At 33.6% G+C, this 18373-nt stretch carries 13 protein-coding genes; 10 read left to right on the forward strand and 3 right to left on the reverse strand.

Annotation, left to right across the window (positions count from 1 at the left end; genetic code table 11):
* Positions 1-97: 97 nt before the first annotated feature.
* The 3 genes from ACOX6R_RS04315 to ACOX6R_RS04325 all read left to right on the forward strand — a co-directional run bounded on the left by ACOX6R_RS04315 (position 98) and on the right by ACOX6R_RS04325 (position 7049).
* Positions 98-2167, forward strand: coding sequence for a heavy metal translocating P-type ATPase (locus ACOX6R_RS04315; protein WP_433447619.1), 2070 nt, complete (start codon positions 98-100; stop codon positions 2165-2167).
* Between the two features lie 268 nt (positions 2168-2435).
* On the forward strand, positions 2436-2606 hold the full coding sequence (locus ACOX6R_RS04320; RefSeq protein WP_433447621.1) for a DUF362 domain-containing protein: 171 nt from the start codon (positions 2436-2438) through the stop codon (positions 2604-2606).
* Positions 2607-2774: 168 nt separating this feature from the next.
* Positions 2775-7049, forward strand: coding sequence for an acyl-CoA dehydratase activase-related protein (locus ACOX6R_RS04325; RefSeq protein ID WP_433447642.1), 4275 nt, complete (start codon positions 2775-2777; stop codon positions 7047-7049).
* 86 nt (positions 7050-7135) lie between these two features.
* On the opposite strand, the gene ACOX6R_RS04330 is transcribed toward ACOX6R_RS04325, so the two are convergent.
* Complete coding sequence (locus tag ACOX6R_RS04330) at positions 7136-8080, reverse strand: copper amine oxidase N-terminal domain-containing protein (protein ID WP_433447623.1); 945 nt, start codon at positions 8078-8080, stop codon at positions 7136-7138.
* Positions 8080-8634: a hypothetical protein gene (locus ACOX6R_RS04335; RefSeq protein WP_433447625.1), complete on the reverse strand. Its 555-nt coding sequence runs from the start codon at positions 8632-8634 to the stop codon at positions 8080-8082. Before ACOX6R_RS04335 ends, ACOX6R_RS04330 begins: the two co-directional genes overlap by 1 nt.
* A 106-nt stretch (positions 8635-8740) precedes the next feature.
* On the opposite strand from ACOX6R_RS04335, the gene ACOX6R_RS04340 reads away from it, so the two are divergent.
* The 7 genes from ACOX6R_RS04340 to ACOX6R_RS04370 all read left to right on the forward strand — a co-directional run bounded on the left by ACOX6R_RS04340 (position 8741) and on the right by ACOX6R_RS04370 (position 17088).
* Entirely contained in the window at positions 8741-10072 is a 1332-nt protein-coding gene (locus ACOX6R_RS04340) for a CCA tRNA nucleotidyltransferase (protein WP_433447627.1), read from the forward strand.
* Positions 10073-11416, forward strand: coding sequence for a phosphoglucosamine mutase (glmM, locus tag ACOX6R_RS04345; RefSeq protein WP_433447629.1), 1344 nt, complete (start codon positions 10073-10075; stop codon positions 11414-11416).
* 9 nt (positions 11417-11425) lie between these two features.
* Positions 11426-12259 (forward strand): DegV family protein, encoded by an 834-nt coding sequence (locus ACOX6R_RS04350; RefSeq protein WP_433447631.1) that lies wholly within the window; start codon positions 11426-11428, stop codon positions 12257-12259.
* Between the two features lie 8 nt (positions 12260-12267).
* Positions 12268-13413 (forward strand): 5-bromo-4-chloroindolyl phosphate hydrolysis family protein, encoded by a 1146-nt coding sequence (locus ACOX6R_RS04355; protein WP_433447633.1) that lies wholly within the window; start codon positions 12268-12270, stop codon positions 13411-13413.
* Positions 13414-13418: 5 nt separating this feature from the next.
* Complete coding sequence (locus ACOX6R_RS04360) at positions 13419-14540, forward strand: toxic anion resistance protein (protein WP_433447635.1); 1122 nt, start codon at positions 13419-13421, stop codon at positions 14538-14540.
* 235 nt (positions 14541-14775) lie between these two features.
* Positions 14776-16461, forward strand: a complete 1686-nt coding sequence (locus ACOX6R_RS04365) for an S-layer homology domain-containing protein (RefSeq protein WP_433447637.1) — start codon at positions 14776-14778, stop codon at positions 16459-16461.
* Between the two features lie 51 nt (positions 16462-16512).
* Complete coding sequence (locus ACOX6R_RS04370) at positions 16513-17088, forward strand: hypothetical protein (RefSeq protein WP_433447639.1); 576 nt, start codon at positions 16513-16515, stop codon at positions 17086-17088.
* Between the two features lie 101 nt (positions 17089-17189).
* Here the strand turns inward: ACOX6R_RS04370 and ACOX6R_RS04375 are convergent, their stop codons facing one another.
* Positions 17190-18209: a PTS transporter subunit IIC gene (locus ACOX6R_RS04375; RefSeq protein ID WP_433447640.1), complete on the reverse strand. Its 1020-nt coding sequence runs from the start codon at positions 18207-18209 to the stop codon at positions 17190-17192.
* Positions 18210-18373: the final 164 nt, after the last annotated feature.

Raw genomic sequence — 18373 nt, forward strand, 5'->3', positions numbered from 1 at the left:
AAGTTAATGGCATTTATGAGCTAAAACAATTGAAGAAAGAAAAAATTTGTGCTACAATTAACATATGAAAAGATGAGCAGATAATGGAGGTTTAATTTTGAAAAATTATAAATTTACAATCAAAAATTTAAACTGCATCAATTGTACTAATAAAATTTTAGATGAGCTCAACTCGCTAGATTATATAAATAATGCTGTGTATAATTTTGGAAACGGCAAATTAACTCTAGATTCAAGCGTAGATGACAATAAAGAGTTAAGAGGTATAATCCAAGATGTTGCAGATTCTATAGAAGATGGAGTAATTGTAGAGATGGAAGATGTAGATGAAGAGAGTGATGAAATTTTTAAGGATGATGATAAATCCATAATTAAATTTATCGCAGTATTCATCGGTCTTGTAATTTTACACTTCACAGAATTTAGCGATGGAGTCAATTTGGCATTGTACTTGGTGCTATATTTAGTAGTAGGATATGAAGTAATTATAACAGCCATAAAGGGACTAAAGAGAAAAGACTTCATGGACGAGAAGTTCCTTATGACCGTTGCTTCAATTGCTGCAATAATAGCTCGTCAATACGGAGAAGCTGTTGCAGTAATGCTTTTCTATAGCGTTGGTGAATATATCCAAGATAGAGCTTTAGATAATTCTAGAAAATCTATAAAGGAAGCATTAAAGTTAAAACCAGATTTTGCAAATGTGTTTAGAGATGGTAAAGTCCTTGAAGTTGATCCTACAGAAGTTAATGTAGGCGAGACTATTTTAATTAAGCCAGGCGAAAAAGTTCCACTTGATGGAGTAATAGTGAAGGGAAGTTCTGATGTTGATACTTCAAACATAACTGGTGAGTTTGCGCCTGTAAGTTTATCTGAAGAAGATGAAATCACCGCAGGTTATGTAAATATAAACAATACTCTTGAAGTTGAAGTTACAAAGGCTTATAAAGAGGGAACAATTGCAAGAATTATTGATTTGGTAGAAAATGCTTCTTCAAAAAAAGCAAATGTTGAGAGATTTATCACAAGATTTGCAAAAATCTATACACCAATTGTTCTAGTGCTTGCTCTTGTACTATTTTTAGTCATGAAGTTTGCCCTAGGTTATGGATACCAAGAAACTTTATATAGAGCGGCAATATTTCTAGTAATATCTTGCCCATGTGCCCTTGTAATTTCTGTTCCGCTTACAATGTTTGCAGGAATTGGTTCACTATCTAGAGCTTCAATCTTTGTAAAGGGTGGAAACTCCATAGAGGCACTTACTGATATCGATGCAATTGCTTTTGATAAAACTGGAACAATAACAGAAGGAAATCTTTCTGTAGATGAAGTTGTTGAAGTAGAAGGAAAAAGAGAAGACATTTTAAAAATTGCGTCCATTGGTGAAAGTTTTTCAACACATCCGATTGCAGTTGCAATAACTAAAGAGTATGAGACAGAGGAAAACCCAAAACATCTTAAAAATATTGATGGAAAGGGAATTGAATTTGATTACAATTCTAAGAAATATTTTGTTGGCAATTCAAAATTAATTGATGACAACAATATAAAGAGAAACTTGTCACTTGAAAAATCTGACAAAATAGAAGTTTTTGTGGCAGATGAAGAAAAGCTACTGGGAATAATTGAACTTTCAGACTCCATCAAAGAGGGAGTTAAAGAAAGTATGGATTTCTTTAATAAAGAGGGAATCGAAACTTATGTGTTCTCTGGCGACAAGGACAGCATTGCAAAAGAAATTGCTGGAAAAGTTGGCATAGAAAATGCACTGGGTTCACTTCTTCCTGAACAAAAAGTAGAAGAGATTGAAAAGATTAACAAAAATAAAAAGCTTGCCTTTGTTGGAGATGGAACAAATGATGCGCCAGCTCTTGCAACAGCTTATCTTGGAATTGGAATGGGAAGCGGATCAGATATAGCAATAGAATCATCAGACATTATTCTATTTAATAATGATGTGAAATCTATTATTAAAGCCATGAAGATTTCAAAGAGAGTAAAAAGAATTGCTTATCAAAATATTTTTATTGCTCTATTTTTAAAAATAGTCGTTCTATTACTTGGAGCAATAGGATATGTTTCAATGCCACTTGCAGTTTTTGCTGATGTTGGTGTAAGTTTAATTTGTATAATCAACTCACTTAGAGTTTTTAGGAAAGAATAAAACATAGTAAAATGCTATGAATTATTTATTATTAGTAATAGTTAATTAATTTTATCAAAATAATTTTATATTCCAAACCAAAATTTAAAATTTAAAATGCCCATAAATAGAGGTTTACAAGAATATAATTTTATTTTGATAATAAAAACTTCGAAAATTTAATATTAATAGATTGAAAAATAATAATAATTGTGTTACTATTGTTTTAGAACTTATGGAAGAAGTCCATAAGAAAAATTTGGTATAAAATTATTATGGAGGTAATATTATGGCATATGTAATTAATGATTCTTGTATCGCATGTGGAGCATGCCAACCAGAATGTCCAGTAGATTGTATTTCTGATGGAGACATCTATGTAATCGACGGAGATCAATGTATCGATTGTGGATCATGTGCAGCTGTTTGTCCAGTTGGAGCACCTAATCCAGAAGACTAATTAAAATAATTTACTTAAAGGGCGAGTTTAGTACTCGCCTTTTTTTGTACAAGAATTTAAATTACATTTTACCTGTACACTTTAACTTTAATTATCATAAAGTGTTATAATAGAGAGAAGAGTAAAACCAAAATATTTTATTTTTTTATTTTGAAGGGAGAAATAGAGATGCTCATTCACATGGGTTTAGACATAGGCTCAACAACAGTTAAGCTTGTTGTAGTGGATAATGATTTAAATATACTTTACTCAACCTACAGACGTCATTACTCTGATGTCAGAAAGACAGTTAAAGAAGTTATCGGTGAAGTATATGACGACTTTAAATATGAGACAGTTACTATTGCCGTAACAGGTAGTGGTGGATTATCCGTCCATGAACTTCTCGATATAGATTTTGTACAAGAAGTAATAGCAGGTAGAGAAGCTATTGCTACTTTTATTCCAAAAACTGATGTTGCAATAGAACTTGGAGGAGAGGACTCTAAGATTACTTATTTAACAGGTTCTGTTGAGCAGAGGATGAACAGTATCTGTGCCGGTGGTACAGGTGCCTTTATAGATCAGATGGCTTCACTTCTTCAAACAGATGCCAGCGGTTTAAATGAACTTGCAAAGGATTATGAAAAAATTTATCCAATTGCTTCACGTTGTGGAGTTTTTGCAAAAACTGATATTCAAGCTCTAATAAATCAGGGAGCAAGTAAATCTGACATTGCCGTATCTGTTTTCCAATCTGTAGTAAACCAAACTATTTCAAACTTGGCTTGCGGCAGACCGATTAGAGGAAATGTAGCCTTTTTAGGTGGACCACTTCACTTCCTACCGATGTTAAAAGAAAGATTTGTAAAAACTCTAAATTTAACTGAAGATGAAGTAATTTCACCAGAGAACTCACAAGTTTTCGTCGCGCTTGGTGCAGCAATCTCAAGCGTAAGCTCAAAACCAATTTCTTATCTAGAGCTCTATAATAGAGTGAATAATTCTAGTGAGATAATTTCTACAGAAAATGACACAATGCCACCACTTTTTGAAAGCGACGAAGATGTATTAGAATTTAGAGAAAAACACAAAACTAAAGACTTAAAAAAAGTTGACATTTCGACATACGAAGGTCCAATTTATTTAGGTATAGACTCAGGCTCAACTACTTCAAAGCTTGTGGCAATAACAGAAGACAATGATCTTTTATATAGTTTCTACGGTTCAAACAAGGGAAACCCACTAGATATTGCAATAGAAGAAATAAAGAAAATTTACGAACTTAAAAATGACAAAGCATATTTTGCCGGAACTGGCACAACAGGTTATGGCGAAGAATTTTTAAAGGCAGCCTTAAACTTAGACTTAGGCGAAGTTGAAACCATAGCCCACTTTACAGCTGCAAAAAGTTTTGACCCCGATGTAGACTTTATTTTGGACATTGGCGGACAAGATATGAAGTCAATGAAAATAAGAGATGGAGTAATAGAGTCCATACTTTTAAACGAAGCTTGCTCAGCAGGTTGTGGATCATTTCTAGAAACTTTTGCTCACTCAGTTAATATGAGTGCAGAAGAATTTGCCAACGAAGCTTTAAAATCAAAAAGTCCAGTTGATCTTGGTTCAAGATGCACAGTCTTTATGAACTCAAACGTAAAGCAGGCTCAAAAAGAAGGTGCATCAGTTCCAGATATTTCTGCAGGACTTGCTTATTCAGTAGTCAGAAATGCACTTCAAAAAGTAATAAAGGTAAGAGATCCAAAAGAACTTGGAAAACACATTGTAGTCCAAGGTGGGACTTTCCTTTCTGATGCAGTGCTTCGTGCATTTGAAGAGCTAACTGGTGTTACAGTTACAAGACCAGCAATTGCAGGACTTATGGGAGCACTTGGAGTTGCTTTAATTGCAAAAGAAAAGACAACGGGAAAATCAACTCTTATAAGTTATGAAGAATTAGAAAAATTTGAATATAAATCAATCTCAACAAATTGTAGACAATGCACTAACCAATGTTCGCTTTCTGTAAATATCTTCCCAAATGGAAAGAGATACATCACAGGTAACAGATGCGAAAAAGGCGCAGGACACATTAAGAAAAAAGAAGACGAGATACCTAATATGTATAAATATAAATACACAAGGGTATTCGACTACGAGAGCTTGCCAAAAGAAAGTGCTAAAAGAGGAGTTGTTGGAATTCCTAGAGTTTTAAATATTTATGAAAACTATCCATTCTGGCACACATTCTTTACAGAACTTGGATATTCTGTAGAACTTTCAGGCAGATCATCAAGAGAAATTTATGAAAAGGGAATAGAGACAATTACAAGTGAGACTGCTTGCTATCCTGCAAAGATAACTCACGGTCACATTGAAGATTTAATCGAAAAGGGAATTAAATTTATTTTCTATCCTGCTGTATTTTATGAAGAAAAACAATTTGAACACGCAGATAATACTTTAAACTGCCCAGTAGTTGCAGGATATTCTGAAGTAATTAAAAATAACGTGGATGACATTTTAGAAAATAATGTTAAATTCATGAATCCTTTCATTTCCTTTGACAACAGAAAGAAACTTGAATCACGTATGGCAGATGTATTTCCTGAGATTCCTTCAAGTGAAGTAAAAAGAGCTGTAAGACTTGCCTACGAAGAGCAAGACAGATATAGATCAGATGTATTAAACGAAGGAACAAGAATATTAGAAGAAATTGAGAACAGAGGAATAAAGGGAATTGTGCTTTCCGGCAGACCTTATCACATTGACCCTGAAATCAATCACGGAATTCCAGAACTTATAACTTCACTTGGACTTGCAGTTATATCAGAAGATGCAATTGCAAGAAATGTTGAAATAGATTCAAGACTAAGGGTTCTTGACCAGTGGAATTATCACTCAAGGCTCTATAGAGCGGCAAAATTTGTGGGAGAACATGAAGACCTTGAACTTGTGCAACTTAACTCCTTTGGCTGCGGAATAGATGCAGTAACAACTGACCAAGTTCAACATATATTGGAGTCTTACAATAAAATTTATACAGTTCTTAAGATTGACGAAGTTTCAAACCTTGGAGCAGTAAAAATTAGAATAAGATCTCTTATCGAAGCTGCAGAAAAGAGAAACTTTGAAAAAGTTATGGCAGATGAAGAGAGACTTCTTGACGATAATCCTGTATTATTTACAGAAAAAATGGCAGAAGACTACACAATCCTAATGCCACAGATGGCGCCTCTTCACTTTAAGATGCTTGAGCCACTTCTAAGAAGCGAAGGCATAAATATAAAAGTCTTGGAGGACTCAGGACACAAAGTTGTAAACGAAGGATTAAAATATGTAAATAACGACGCATGTTATCCGTCAATATTTGTAGTTGGTCAATTTATCGATGCACTAAAATCTGGAGATTACGACACAGATAAAGTTGCACTATTAATGAGTCAAACTGGTGGAGCCTGCAGGGCATCTAACTATGTTGGATTTATCAGAAAAGCTTTAAAAGATTCAGGTTATGGACATGTTCCAGTAATTGGACTTTCTTTCCAACAAATTGAATCTCATCCAGGACTTAAATTTACAAAGAGACAACTAATTAGACTTGGCAGAAAACTTGTGCAAGGAATGCTCTATGCTGATTTAATAATGAGGCTTACTCTTGCAACAAGACCATATGAAGTAATAAAGGGTTCAACAAATCTTTTGAGGGACAGATGGATTGAACTTGCATCCTCTCCTCAATTAGATTACAGCAAGAAGGGCTTTAAAGAAAATGTAGAGCAAATGGTAAAAGAATTTGCAAGGCTTGAAATAACTAAGGAAAAGAAACCAAAAGTTGGAATAGTCGGAGAAATTCTTGTAAAATACGATCCAGCTGCCAACAACTACGTTGCAGATCTTCTCGAAAGAGAGGGAGCTGAAGCTGTAATTCCAGATATAACTGACTTTATGATGTATTCATTTAAAAATGCAAAGACAAAGGCAGAAAAATTATCTAAATCATCACTTACAGCATTTGCTTGTGAACTTGGAATTTATTATATAGAGTCTTACAGAAAATATGTAAGAGAGGCACTAAAAGGGACAAGATTTACAGCGCCAGAAAAAATCGAAGAAATAATTGACTATGCCAAGACTTATGTCGACTTAGGAAATCAATACGGAGAAGGTTGGCTTCTAACTGGTGAAATGGTCGAGCTAATAGAATCTGGAGTAGAAAACATAATTTGCGTACAGCCATTTGGTTGCTTGCCAAACCACATAACAGGTAAGGGAGTAATAAAGGCGATTAGAAGTAATTACGAAAGAGCAAATATAATACCTCTAGATTACGACGCATCAGCATCAGAAGTAAACCAATACAACAGAATAAAACTTATGCTTTCACAAGCTAGAAAAAATATGGAAGATGGCGATGTGAAGTATGAGAAAAATTATTTAAAAAAGAATCTTGTAATGAAATAAAATAAAAATAATCCCATGCATTTAAGTTGTGCATGGGATTTTTTTAAACTAAAACACCAAACAGCGCTGTTTGGTGTTTTTTCTAATTAGATTCTATCTAATATATTTTTTAATGTTGGATCGTTTAATAGATCTCCTGTTTGGTCTTGTTTTGCTTTTTCGTCTTTATAGACTTTGATGTCTTCTTGTGGCACATATTTTTCTCCCTTTAGTGCCGCTTTTAGTGCATCTGATGATTCTTGGATTTTTGTTTGTGCATCTGTTAGTTCAGTTACTAATTTTTTTGAAACATTAGGGTCACCAGTTATTATTGCATCCTTAAACATTGGGAGGATTTCTTGAAGCTTGTCATTTGCAATTATTGTGTATTCTTGCGCTTCTTTAAATTTTTCTGGTGCATTTAAGTTTTTAATTTTAACTGAGATGTCAGATATATTTTTTTCTGATTCGGCATATGCTTTTAATAGTTCGTCTTCAGAAAGTTTATTTGCATTGTCGAAGAAAGATTTTTTAAAGTTATCAAACTCTTTTGAAAGTTGTGCTTGAAGTGAAGAAATTTCGTCGTAATATTTTTCTTCTTCAGAATTTAAATTGAGATTTGCTTTGTTGTCCTGAATTATAACTTTGTAGTTTGCGTTGTCCCAATCGATTTTTGCATCGAAGTTTTCTGCAACAAATCTAATTGGTACAAAAGTCCTGTCCTTTTTAATAAGTGGTGCAACATCTATTTGTACTTCTTTGTCATTTACCAGTGCTTTTTTGTTCCCGATAGTTAGTTTAATAGTTTTTGCATCGTCTGTAATAGTTACAATTCTTTTTTCGTTGTTCCACTCAACTTTTTTGCCAAGTGTTTCAGCAACAAATCTAATTGGAACGAAGGTCCTATCTTCTGAGATGAAAGGATCCACATCAGTTTTTACTACTTTGCCATTGTATTCAATAGTTGGAACTTTTGCTGCAAATGCAAAAGTTGTAAGCATTGCTACTATTGTAATAAGTAAAATCGTAATTTTTGATAATTTGTTTTTCATTATTTACTCCTTGTCTTTGTCGTATTAGTCTTAACATCAGACTTTGTAGTTGTATTCGTATCTCTGTTATTTAATTTAACTTCGCTATTTTTGTTATTTGAGTAAATTTTTTCGAGATAGATTAATGTAGAATCTTTGTCGTCTTGGATTTCGATAAATGCATTGTCATTTGTTGGTACAATTTCTCCATCGCTATCGTCTTTATAAAATACGATGTATTCTTGGTTAGGACTTAGACTCTTTGGCAATTTGATGTCAATTTTAGAAAGGTCTCCTTTGTAATCTTCTAAGAATGTAGAGCTAGTTCCTTCTGCAGTTGATGTTTGTAGACGTATGCGAGAGATGTAGTCTGAGTCTTCAATGAGTTCATCAACGAGTTCTTTATCGAAGCTTGAAGTTATGTTTTCATCTTCTTCTTTTGGAGTGGCCACATTTTCTTCTACATTTTTTGTCGTAATATTATCTGCAGGAGAATCCATAGTTTTTTCTTTTCCACAAGCAGTCGTAATCATTGCCAGTGAAAGTAAAGTGATAGTAAATATTTTTTTATTCATAACAACCTCCAATTTTCTCAATTATATCACAAAAAGATTATTTAGAAAATTTCTACCATATTAATTTTAAATTACTATGTACAATGATATAATTAAATAGAGAATTATGCCAAATGATGTAATATTTTTATTAAAAAAATTAAATAATAGTGGCTTTTTATCTTACATTGTTGGAGGTTGTGTGAGGGACAAATTGCTTGGACAAACACCAAATGATTATGATATTACAACCTCTGCAAAGCCAGATGAAATAAAAGAAGTGTTTAGAGATTTTAAGTGCGTTACTATTGGAGAAAAGTTTGGTACAATAGGCGTTCTCTTAAATGATGTATTATATGAGATTACGACTTTTAGAATAGATGGAGAGTATTTAAATTACAGAAAGCCAAAGGATGTTACTTTTTCAGATGATTTAAAAGATGATTTGGCAAGACGCGACTTTACCATCAATGCAATGGCAATGGATGTGGACGGGAAGATTTATGATCCTTTTGGCGGAAGAGACGATTTAGATAACAAAGTTATAAGAGCCGTGGGAGATGCAAATAAAAGAATAAAGGAAGATGGCCTTCGCATAATGAGAGCAATCAGATTTGCAGGAAGGCTTGATTTTTATATTGACGAAGATTTGTTTGAGGCAATGTCTTGTAATAGAGAAATCCTAAGAGAGATTTCTGTCGAAAGGATTTTTGATGAGTTTTCTAAGATACTGCTTTCGGACAAACCTTCAAATGGTCTCATGATAATGCAGGAGACTGGAGTGCTTGATATTTTATTCCCTGAGATAAAGAGGACAGTGGGCTTTGATCAATTTAGTCCATTTCACGATAAAACTCTTTTTGACCATTTACTTTGTGTAGTTGATACTGTGCCAAAGGACTTAACTCTTAGGCTATCTGCATTATTTCACGATGTGAGTAAAGTTGATACCCTTTCAATTGGTGAAGACGGTAGAGGCCACTTTTTTGGTCACGAAGTAAAGAGTGCAGAAGTTGCAAGAGAAGTTTTAAAAAGATATAAGGCGCCAAATAAGTTAATCGAAAAAGTTTCGATTCTAATTCTAGATCACATGAAGGTTCATTCCGAAATGACAGATAAGGCACTTAGACGCCAGATAAAGAGAGTGGGAAGAGATAATGTGCTTGATTTATACGACCTACTCATTGCAGATTGCAAATGCACAAGAGCCGATAGGGACGCATCTTTTATTGAAGAGAGGAAAAAAAGGGTAATAAATTTATTAAATGAAAAAGAAATGAAAACTGAAAAGTTTCTTGATGTTGATGGAAAAGACATTATATCATTGGGCTTTAAAGAAGGAAAAATAATTGGAGAGATTCTAAAAGATTTAGAAAATTTAGTTTTAGATGATCCAAGTTTAAACGATAAAGATTACTTAATTGATTATGTAAAAAGAAATTATAAAACAGGTGATTAAATGGGTAGATTATTTGGAACAGATGGCGTTAGGGGAATTGCAAATAGAAAACTTACGCCAAAATTATGTTTTGATATTGGAAGAGCAGCGGGTTTTGTTCTTACAAAAAATAAAAAAGGAAAAGTTTTAGTTGGAAGAGACACAAGACACTCTGGTGACTTAGTTGAGTCATCTCTTGTTGCAGGACTTTTGAGCATTGGTCTTGATGTTGATATTGCAGGAGTTATACCGACACCAGGAGTTGCATACCTTACTAGAAAGGGAGATTATCTATGCGGAGTTTCAATCTCAGCATCTCACAATCCCTTTGAATACAATGGAATAAAATTCTTCTCGAGCGATGGACTAAAGCTTGACGACTCTGTAGAAGATGAAATCGAAGATAAAATCCTTGAAGGGACGAAAATATACAAAGAAGTTCTTGGCGAAGATATAGGAAGAGTTACAAGAAGTGATGAATTTGTTGAAAAATATAAGGACTATCTAAAGAACTTAACTGATGATAGATTTGATAACTTTAACATTTCCCTTGATATAGGAAATGGAGCTCTATACGATATTGCAAGAGAAGTTTTGGAAAGTTATGGTGCAACTGTTCATGTAATTAACGATAATCCAAACGGACAAAACATAAACTTAAATTGCGGCTCAACTAATCCAAGTTTAATCCAGGAAGAAGTTGTAAAAAATAAATCAGACATTGGAATGAGCTTTGATGGCGATGCCGACAGAATTATTGCAGTGGATGAAAAGGGCGATATCGTAGATGGAGACCACATATTGGCAATAGTTGCAACATTTCTTAAGAAAAACAATAGACTTAAAAACGGCGCAGCTGTTGGAACAATAATGTCAAATCTTGGACTTAAAAAATATTTAGAGTCCATTGGAGTTCGCTTTATCGCAACAAAAGTAGGCGACAGATATATATTAGAAGAAATGTTAAAATCAGATTATGTAATTGGAGCTGAGCAGTCAGGTCATGTAATTTTCTTGGATTACAACACAACTGGAGACGGACTTGCAACAGGAATTCACCTACTTGAAATAATGAAAGAAGAGTCCAAAAAATTAAGTGAACTAAACGGACTTGTAACTGACTATCCACAAGTGTTGCACAATGCAAAGGTAAGAGACGATCTTAAAAATAAATATATGGAATTTCCAGACATTGTTGATAAAATTAAAGAGATTGAAGATAAATACGATGGGAATGGCCGTGTTGTAATCAGACCTTCAGGTACAGAGGCTCTTGTAAGGGTAATGATCGAAGGAGAGGACACAGAACTCTTAGAAAAAGATGCAACAGAGATAGTACAACTAATAGAAGAAAGATTAAATTAGGAGTTTTACATGTATAAAATTATTACTGATACAAGTTGTGACTTGAGTAAAGATGAAATGCAAAAACTAAATATTTCATATGTACCATTTAACATTCATGTAGAAGAAGATGAATTTATTGATGATGATAATTTAGATTTAAATGGTCTTTTAGAAAAAATGGAAAAGAGTCATGAACCTATAATGACATCTTGTCCATCTCCCTATGACTATCTCACTATAATAGAAGAAAACTTGGACAAGGAAATTTTTATCCTTACTATTTCTTCTGCACTTTCTGGGTCATTTAACTCTGCAACAGTTGCAGCAAACCAGGCAAAAGAAAAGCACAAAGATTTAAAGATTACAGTTCTTGATTCAAAATCTGCAAGTGCAGGTCACACATTAGTTGTTTTAAAATTATTGGAACTTTTAAAGGACAACGACTTTGACGAAGCGGAGAAAAAAATCAGAAAAATAATTGACGAGAACACTACTATGTTTGTCTTGGAAAGTATGCAAAACTTAATTAAAAACGGACGTATCAAAAAGTCAACTGGCCTTATTGCAAATGTATTAAATATAAAGCCAATAATGGTATCTAATAATGGTGAAATTGACCTATATGAAATAAATAGAGGAATCAGAAAGTCACTTGACAAGATGGTAGGTGCAATAGAGCTTATCAGCAAAAAGAAAACTTTCGACATGATTACCATTTCTTATTGCAAAAATAAAGAAAGAGCAGAGAATTTAAAAGAGAAAATAAAAGAGCTATACGACGTGGATCAAGTTATAGTAAACCACACTAACGGAATTTCCTCATCATACGCAGACTTAGGAGGAATAGTAATAGCTTTTTGAGGTGAAAGATGACAAATTACGACGACAAAGATAAGTTTGATAGACTTATTGATAAAGCGATACAGGAAGAGAATTTCAAACAATTAAATAGTTTCATAGAAGATATAAGTGATGGAGTGGAGCAGGCAGTTAATCTAACAAAGAAATCCATTAATAATTTTATGAATAAGAAAGATGCAAATCTTCCTTACTCAGTCCAAAACGACGACAAGATTATTAATCAAAATCCAAAATCAATAAAACGTGTAAAAAATTGGGACAGAGCTTTAAAGTTTTCAATTGTATTTCACGCAATAATGCTCTTCGCATTGTTACTTGATGCATTTGATTATGGATTTAGTGGGCTTATTTTTCACTACCTTCCATTATTCATATTTTGGATAATTCCAGCGCTTGTTGCTTCTGCCTATGGTCTCTATAGAAATAAGAAGACTAAGGAGCAAATCATAAGATTTAGAAAGTACACAAGAGAAATTGGAAATAACACCGTAATTCCAGTAACTGATCTTGCAGTAGTTACAGCAAAGCCAGTAGAATTTACAATAAATGACTTGCTCGATTTAATAAATAAAGACTTCTTTAGACAGGCAAGGATCGTTGAAAACGGAAAGTTATTTATACTAGATTCAAAAACATATCAGCTTTACAAAAAAGAACTTATGAATGCTGAGATAAGTGAGATTACAGGTGATGATGACACAAACTTTGAAGAAAACAGGGAAAAGGCAGATGTACTTTTAAGAGAAGCAAAAGTTTATATAAAAGAACTTACAGAAATTTGTGAGAAAATCGATGAACCGATGAAGTCAAAAATTGCAAATCTTTTAAAGACTGTGACAAAAATCTTTGGAGTTGTAAAAGAAAATCCAAAAGTATCTGAGAACATAAAGAAAGCTGTAGATTATTATTTGCCAATAACTGTAAAAATTTCAAACAATTATTTAGAAATGAAGGGACTTTCAACTAGTTCTGTAAGCTCTTCACTTAGGGAAATTGAAAACACTATGGACACAATACTTGTGGCCTTTAATAAACTTTTAGACAATTTATATCAAGACAAGATGCTAGATTTATCTAGCGACATAAGCGTGTTAAAGACAATGCTTAGACAAGAAGGATTACTGGACGACGATGATTTTAAAATCGGGAGGTAATAATATTGGATAGAGAAATAAAACTTACTTTAGACGGAGCAGATGATTCTACTGATTTAAATAAAGAATTAAACACAGAAATTGCTCCAAAAGATAAAGAAGTACACCTCACAGCAGAAGAGCAAAAGCAAGTAGATGAGTTTGCAGAGGCAATTGACATCACAAATTCAAATGTAGTACTTCAATACGGCGTTGGTGCTCAAAGAAAGCTTTCAAACTTCTCAGAAAAGACACTTGAGACAGTTAAATCAAAAGATTTGGGCGAAGTTGGCGACCTTCTTTCTGGAGTTGTAAATGAGCTTAAAAACTTTGATGTAGATGAAGAAGATAATAAAATAGTAGGATTTTTTAAAAAACAAGCAAATAACTTAACTTCAATAAAGACAAAATACGATTCAGCAGAGAAAAATGTGGACAATATCATAAAAGCACTTGAAGATCATCAAGTGACTCTTATGAAAGATATTGCCATGCTAGATCAAATGTATGACTTAAACGAGTCTTACTACAAAGAGCTAAGCATGTATATTTTAGCTGGTCGCAAGAAGCTTGAAGAAGCAAGAACTGTAGAACTTCCAAAACTTCAAGAAGAGGCACAAAGGACTAATCTTCCAATAGATGCACAAAAAGCAAATGATTATGTAAATCTAATCAATAGATTCGAGAAGAAGCTTCACGATCTAGATTTAACAAGGATGATTTCAATTCAAATGGCACCACAAATTAGAATGGTGCAATCATCTAACACAGTTATGGTTGAGAAAATTCAGTCAACTATAGTAAACACTATTCCTCTTTGGAAGTCACAAATGGTAATTGCCCTTGGAGCAAATCATTCTAAAGAGGCAGCAAGAACTACAAAAGAAGTAACAGATCTTACAAACAAACTTCTTAAAAAGAATGCCGACACTTTGAAACAGACAACTATTGACACTGCCAAGTTATCAGAACGCGGCATAGTTGATATCGACACAATAAAACATACAAACGAGCAACTGATATCTGCACTTAACGAAGTTCGACAAATTCAAATTGAAGGACACAAGAAGAGAGAAGAAGCAGAGACAGAACTCACTCAAATAGAAGAAAATCTTAAAAATTCACTTCGAGAAATAGCAAATAAATAAAACTATCCCAAGATTATTCTTGGGATTTTTTATGGTCATTTTTACACTGCATAAGAAAAAGTTTTCATAAAAATTCTAAAATAAATTCAAAGAAAATAAGTTTTATTTTAATGCAAATATTCTTAGAAAAAAACATATATAAACCCCTTTAAACAGCGAAATATCATTGCTTTATAGTTAACATTTTAATATACTATAATTAGTAAGATTGTAGCGTAAATAGAAAGGAGATACAATGAATAGGAGCAATAGGAAAACATTATTATTTGTACTTATTATCTTTTTCTTGACACTGCCAAGCGTTATTTTTGCGGGAAGCTTTAAGGACACAAAGGGTCATTGGGCTGAGAAAAATATTGAGTGGGGAGTTAAGGAAGGATATATTTTAGGTTATCCTGACGGTACATTTAAACCAAATGATCCAATAAGCAAGGCAGAATATTATAAAATTACAAATCAATTCATTAAAAAGAACACGAATAAAGCAAGTGATCTTAGTGAAGCACCAGCTATGGCAGGTTTTGCAGATGTAAAAAATGATGATTGGTTTTATAATGAAGTTGAAATGGGCGTACAGGCTGGATACATTTCAAATGAAGCAGGAGAAAATTTAAATCCAACTGAGGCAATAATGCGTGAAGAGGCTATCTGGATTTTTGCAAAGAATCAAGACTTAGAAGACAATTTAGAAGCGGCTAAGAGGATGCTTGATTTTAATGAAATTTCAGAAAACAGAAGAGGCCTTGTCGGCGCTGCCATTGAAAAGAAAATTGTGCGTGGAAATGAAAAAGGCGAAATAATGCCAAAGAAAACTCTAACAAGGGCAGAAGTGGTGACTATGATAGCACAGTTTCTACATCCTGAAGGAGTTCCTGGACCAGATCCTAGTCCAAATCCAAATCCAAATCCATCTCCACAAGGCAGATGGTATTGGTCTTTTAATAACTCTCCACCAAACTTTACAAAGGGATACAAAATTAATCCGCAAGTGCTTGATAAATTCTCAGGCTATGTAACACCAAGTGATGCCAACCTTATGAGAAATGCCATGAGAAGAAATTGGATGGGATCATGTTATGGAATGACTGCAACAGCTGGTCTATATAAAGAAGGAAGATTAAAAACTACTGGACTTAATACTCCGGAAAAATCTGGGCTATCTCAGTTAGAGCCACAAGCTAATTACAATGCGCAGTCAATGATTAATGCATACCAACTTTCACAGACAACGAGAAAGTATAGCACAAACAGAAAACAAAATGCAATTGCATGGGGAAATGATTATTTCGATAAAAACACTAATGACCTTAGAATTTATGCCAATAATTTGAAACAGATGATAGATAAAGCAAAAAGTGAAATTACAACTGTTCAACTTGCATATTTTTGGAACAAAGGAGGCCATGCAAATGCTATATATGATTATCAAGAGTCACCAAATAAATTAGTTCTCAAAGTATATGATCCAAATTATTTAGATCTCGACCAAAAGGAAGTAATTTTAGATCTAAATAGAGGAACAATGACTGCAATATCTTCAGTGAGTGCTGGAGTAAAAGAACAAAATATAAATATAAGATATTCTTACGCTCAACCGACTTCATCTATTATGAAAGGAGTTAAAGAGACACCTTCATTAGAAGAACAAGCTTTAGTTGTAGTTAATGGAGCAGAAACTGTTACAATAAAATCTGGAAACGAAACTTGGAGTCTTGAACCAAATAAGGGAATTAAAGAAATTGACTCAGATGCATATCAATACTATATTCCAAAGAGGGATTCTTACTCAGTTAGTGCACCAGGTGGACTTGATATAACTATAGCTGGAAAAAATTATTCAGTAGGTTTACAAACTGATGGATTTTCAAAAGCTTTAATCACTCCAAGATCAGTAAATGTTGAGGGACAAAAAGGAAATTAATTCATCAACCTTGCAAGAGATGACGAAAATAAAAACTTCAAATGGAATTCCATGGAAATTTCAGGACAAAATGGGCAAAGACTTGGACTTGCTAAAGAAGATTTTGGTTTTACTCTAAGAGGAGATAATATTAAAGGTGTAAAGATAACAGGACTTGATAAGTTCCAAGAAAATAATCAAAGCTATAACGGAAACGACAAGATGGTTCAAATAAGACAAGATGGCGCAAACATAAAACTTGTCCCTAATAAATATGGAAATTACGATGTTCTTCCAGACTTAGAAGATCCATTAGTAGGCTCTTGGATAGGAAAAGATAAATATACTGGATACAATAGAATAGTCTATGACACTGAATCAACTCTATTTATTTCAAAGAATGAAGATGGAACATATAAAGTAATTAAGAGAGTAGAAGTGCCAGCTCTAGGAACATCTTACGCACTTGAATATAATCGAGTAAGATACAATTCTTCAACTACAGAGCTAGAACTTAGAACAGTTAATTGTAGAGTAGTATCTGGAGATAGAAATATTCGAGGTTCAAACCAAGGACCAAAACTTTACAATGGTCAATTAAACACTGACTACGGAAAAGGAAACACAGCATCTTACACAAGATTCTAAAAAACAAATCAATCTTACAATATGCCAGGCTTCGGCCTGGTTTTTTAATTACATAGGACTATAAATAAAAAATGCCCCGAAAACACGGGGCAAATTTATAATTATTTTGTGAAGGAAAGCTTCATGTCTCCATCTTTTATTAAGTCTTTCTTTCTCATAAAATAATATATTATATATGAAACAATTGCAGGAAGTACTATGTGCATAAGCAGCACTATTGGGAATAATTTTTTAAAAGGAACATCGGGCATTGCATTAAATGTAGAGATTTGTCCGACAAGTCCGCTCGTTCCCATTCCTGAACCAAGTGGCGTGTTTTCAAGTTTAAATACCATTGTGGAAAGTGGCCCAAGTATTGCCGATGCAAGTGTTGGAGGCACGAGAATCATTGGATTTTTTACTATGTTTGGCATCTGCAACATGCTCGTTCCAAGACCTTGCGCAGCAAGCCCTTCCATGCCGTTATCTCTATATGAAATTACGGCAAAGCCAATCATCTGGCAGCAGCAACCAATTGTCGCAGCTCCTCCAGCAAGAGATGATAGGGAAAGCATCATTGAAAGTGCTGCTGATGATATCGGAAGAGTTAGAACAATTCCAACGATTACTGAAACGATAATTCCCATGACAAATGGAGCTCTATTTGTCGCATTAATTATTATTGCTCCCAAGAAATTCATAAAGGCCTGAATATATGGTCCAACAAATGTTGCAACAAATACTCCTATTAATACTGTGACAGTTGGGGTTACGATTATATCAATTTTAGTCTTGCCGCTTACAATTTTTCCAAATTCAACTGCAAAGATTGTTGCGATATAAACGCCCATTGGTCCTCCAAGTTCGTTACCTGCAATTCCAACGACAGTTGCTGAAAAAACTACAAGACTCGGCGCACCAAGTGCAAAGGCGATTGCAACTGCAATGGCAGGACCCGTTGCTTGCTGAGCAAGTGGCCATAAAACTTCTGATAGAAAGCTAATATTAAAGCTGTTTCCTATGGTGTTTAATATTGTTCCTACAAGAAGTGTAGCAAATAGTCCATATGCCATTGCGCCCAGAGCATTGATAAAGTAAAGTATGGCCTTCTCTTTAATTTTTGATTTTAAATATTCTGACAACTCAATTCTCCTTGTGATAACTTGTGTTAAAATGTGCTCGCGATATTTTATCTAATGGATTTTTTATTGTAGAAATTAAATAAAAAATGATAATAAAAATTTTATAAAAACATTTTCTACATATATAAATAAAATAAAACATCATAAATATTTTATCTTATTGA

Origin of the sequence: Peptoniphilus sp. (assembly GCF_050943655.1) — a bacterium.
GTDB lineage: Bacteria > Bacillota > Clostridia > Tissierellales > Peptoniphilaceae > Peptoniphilus_A.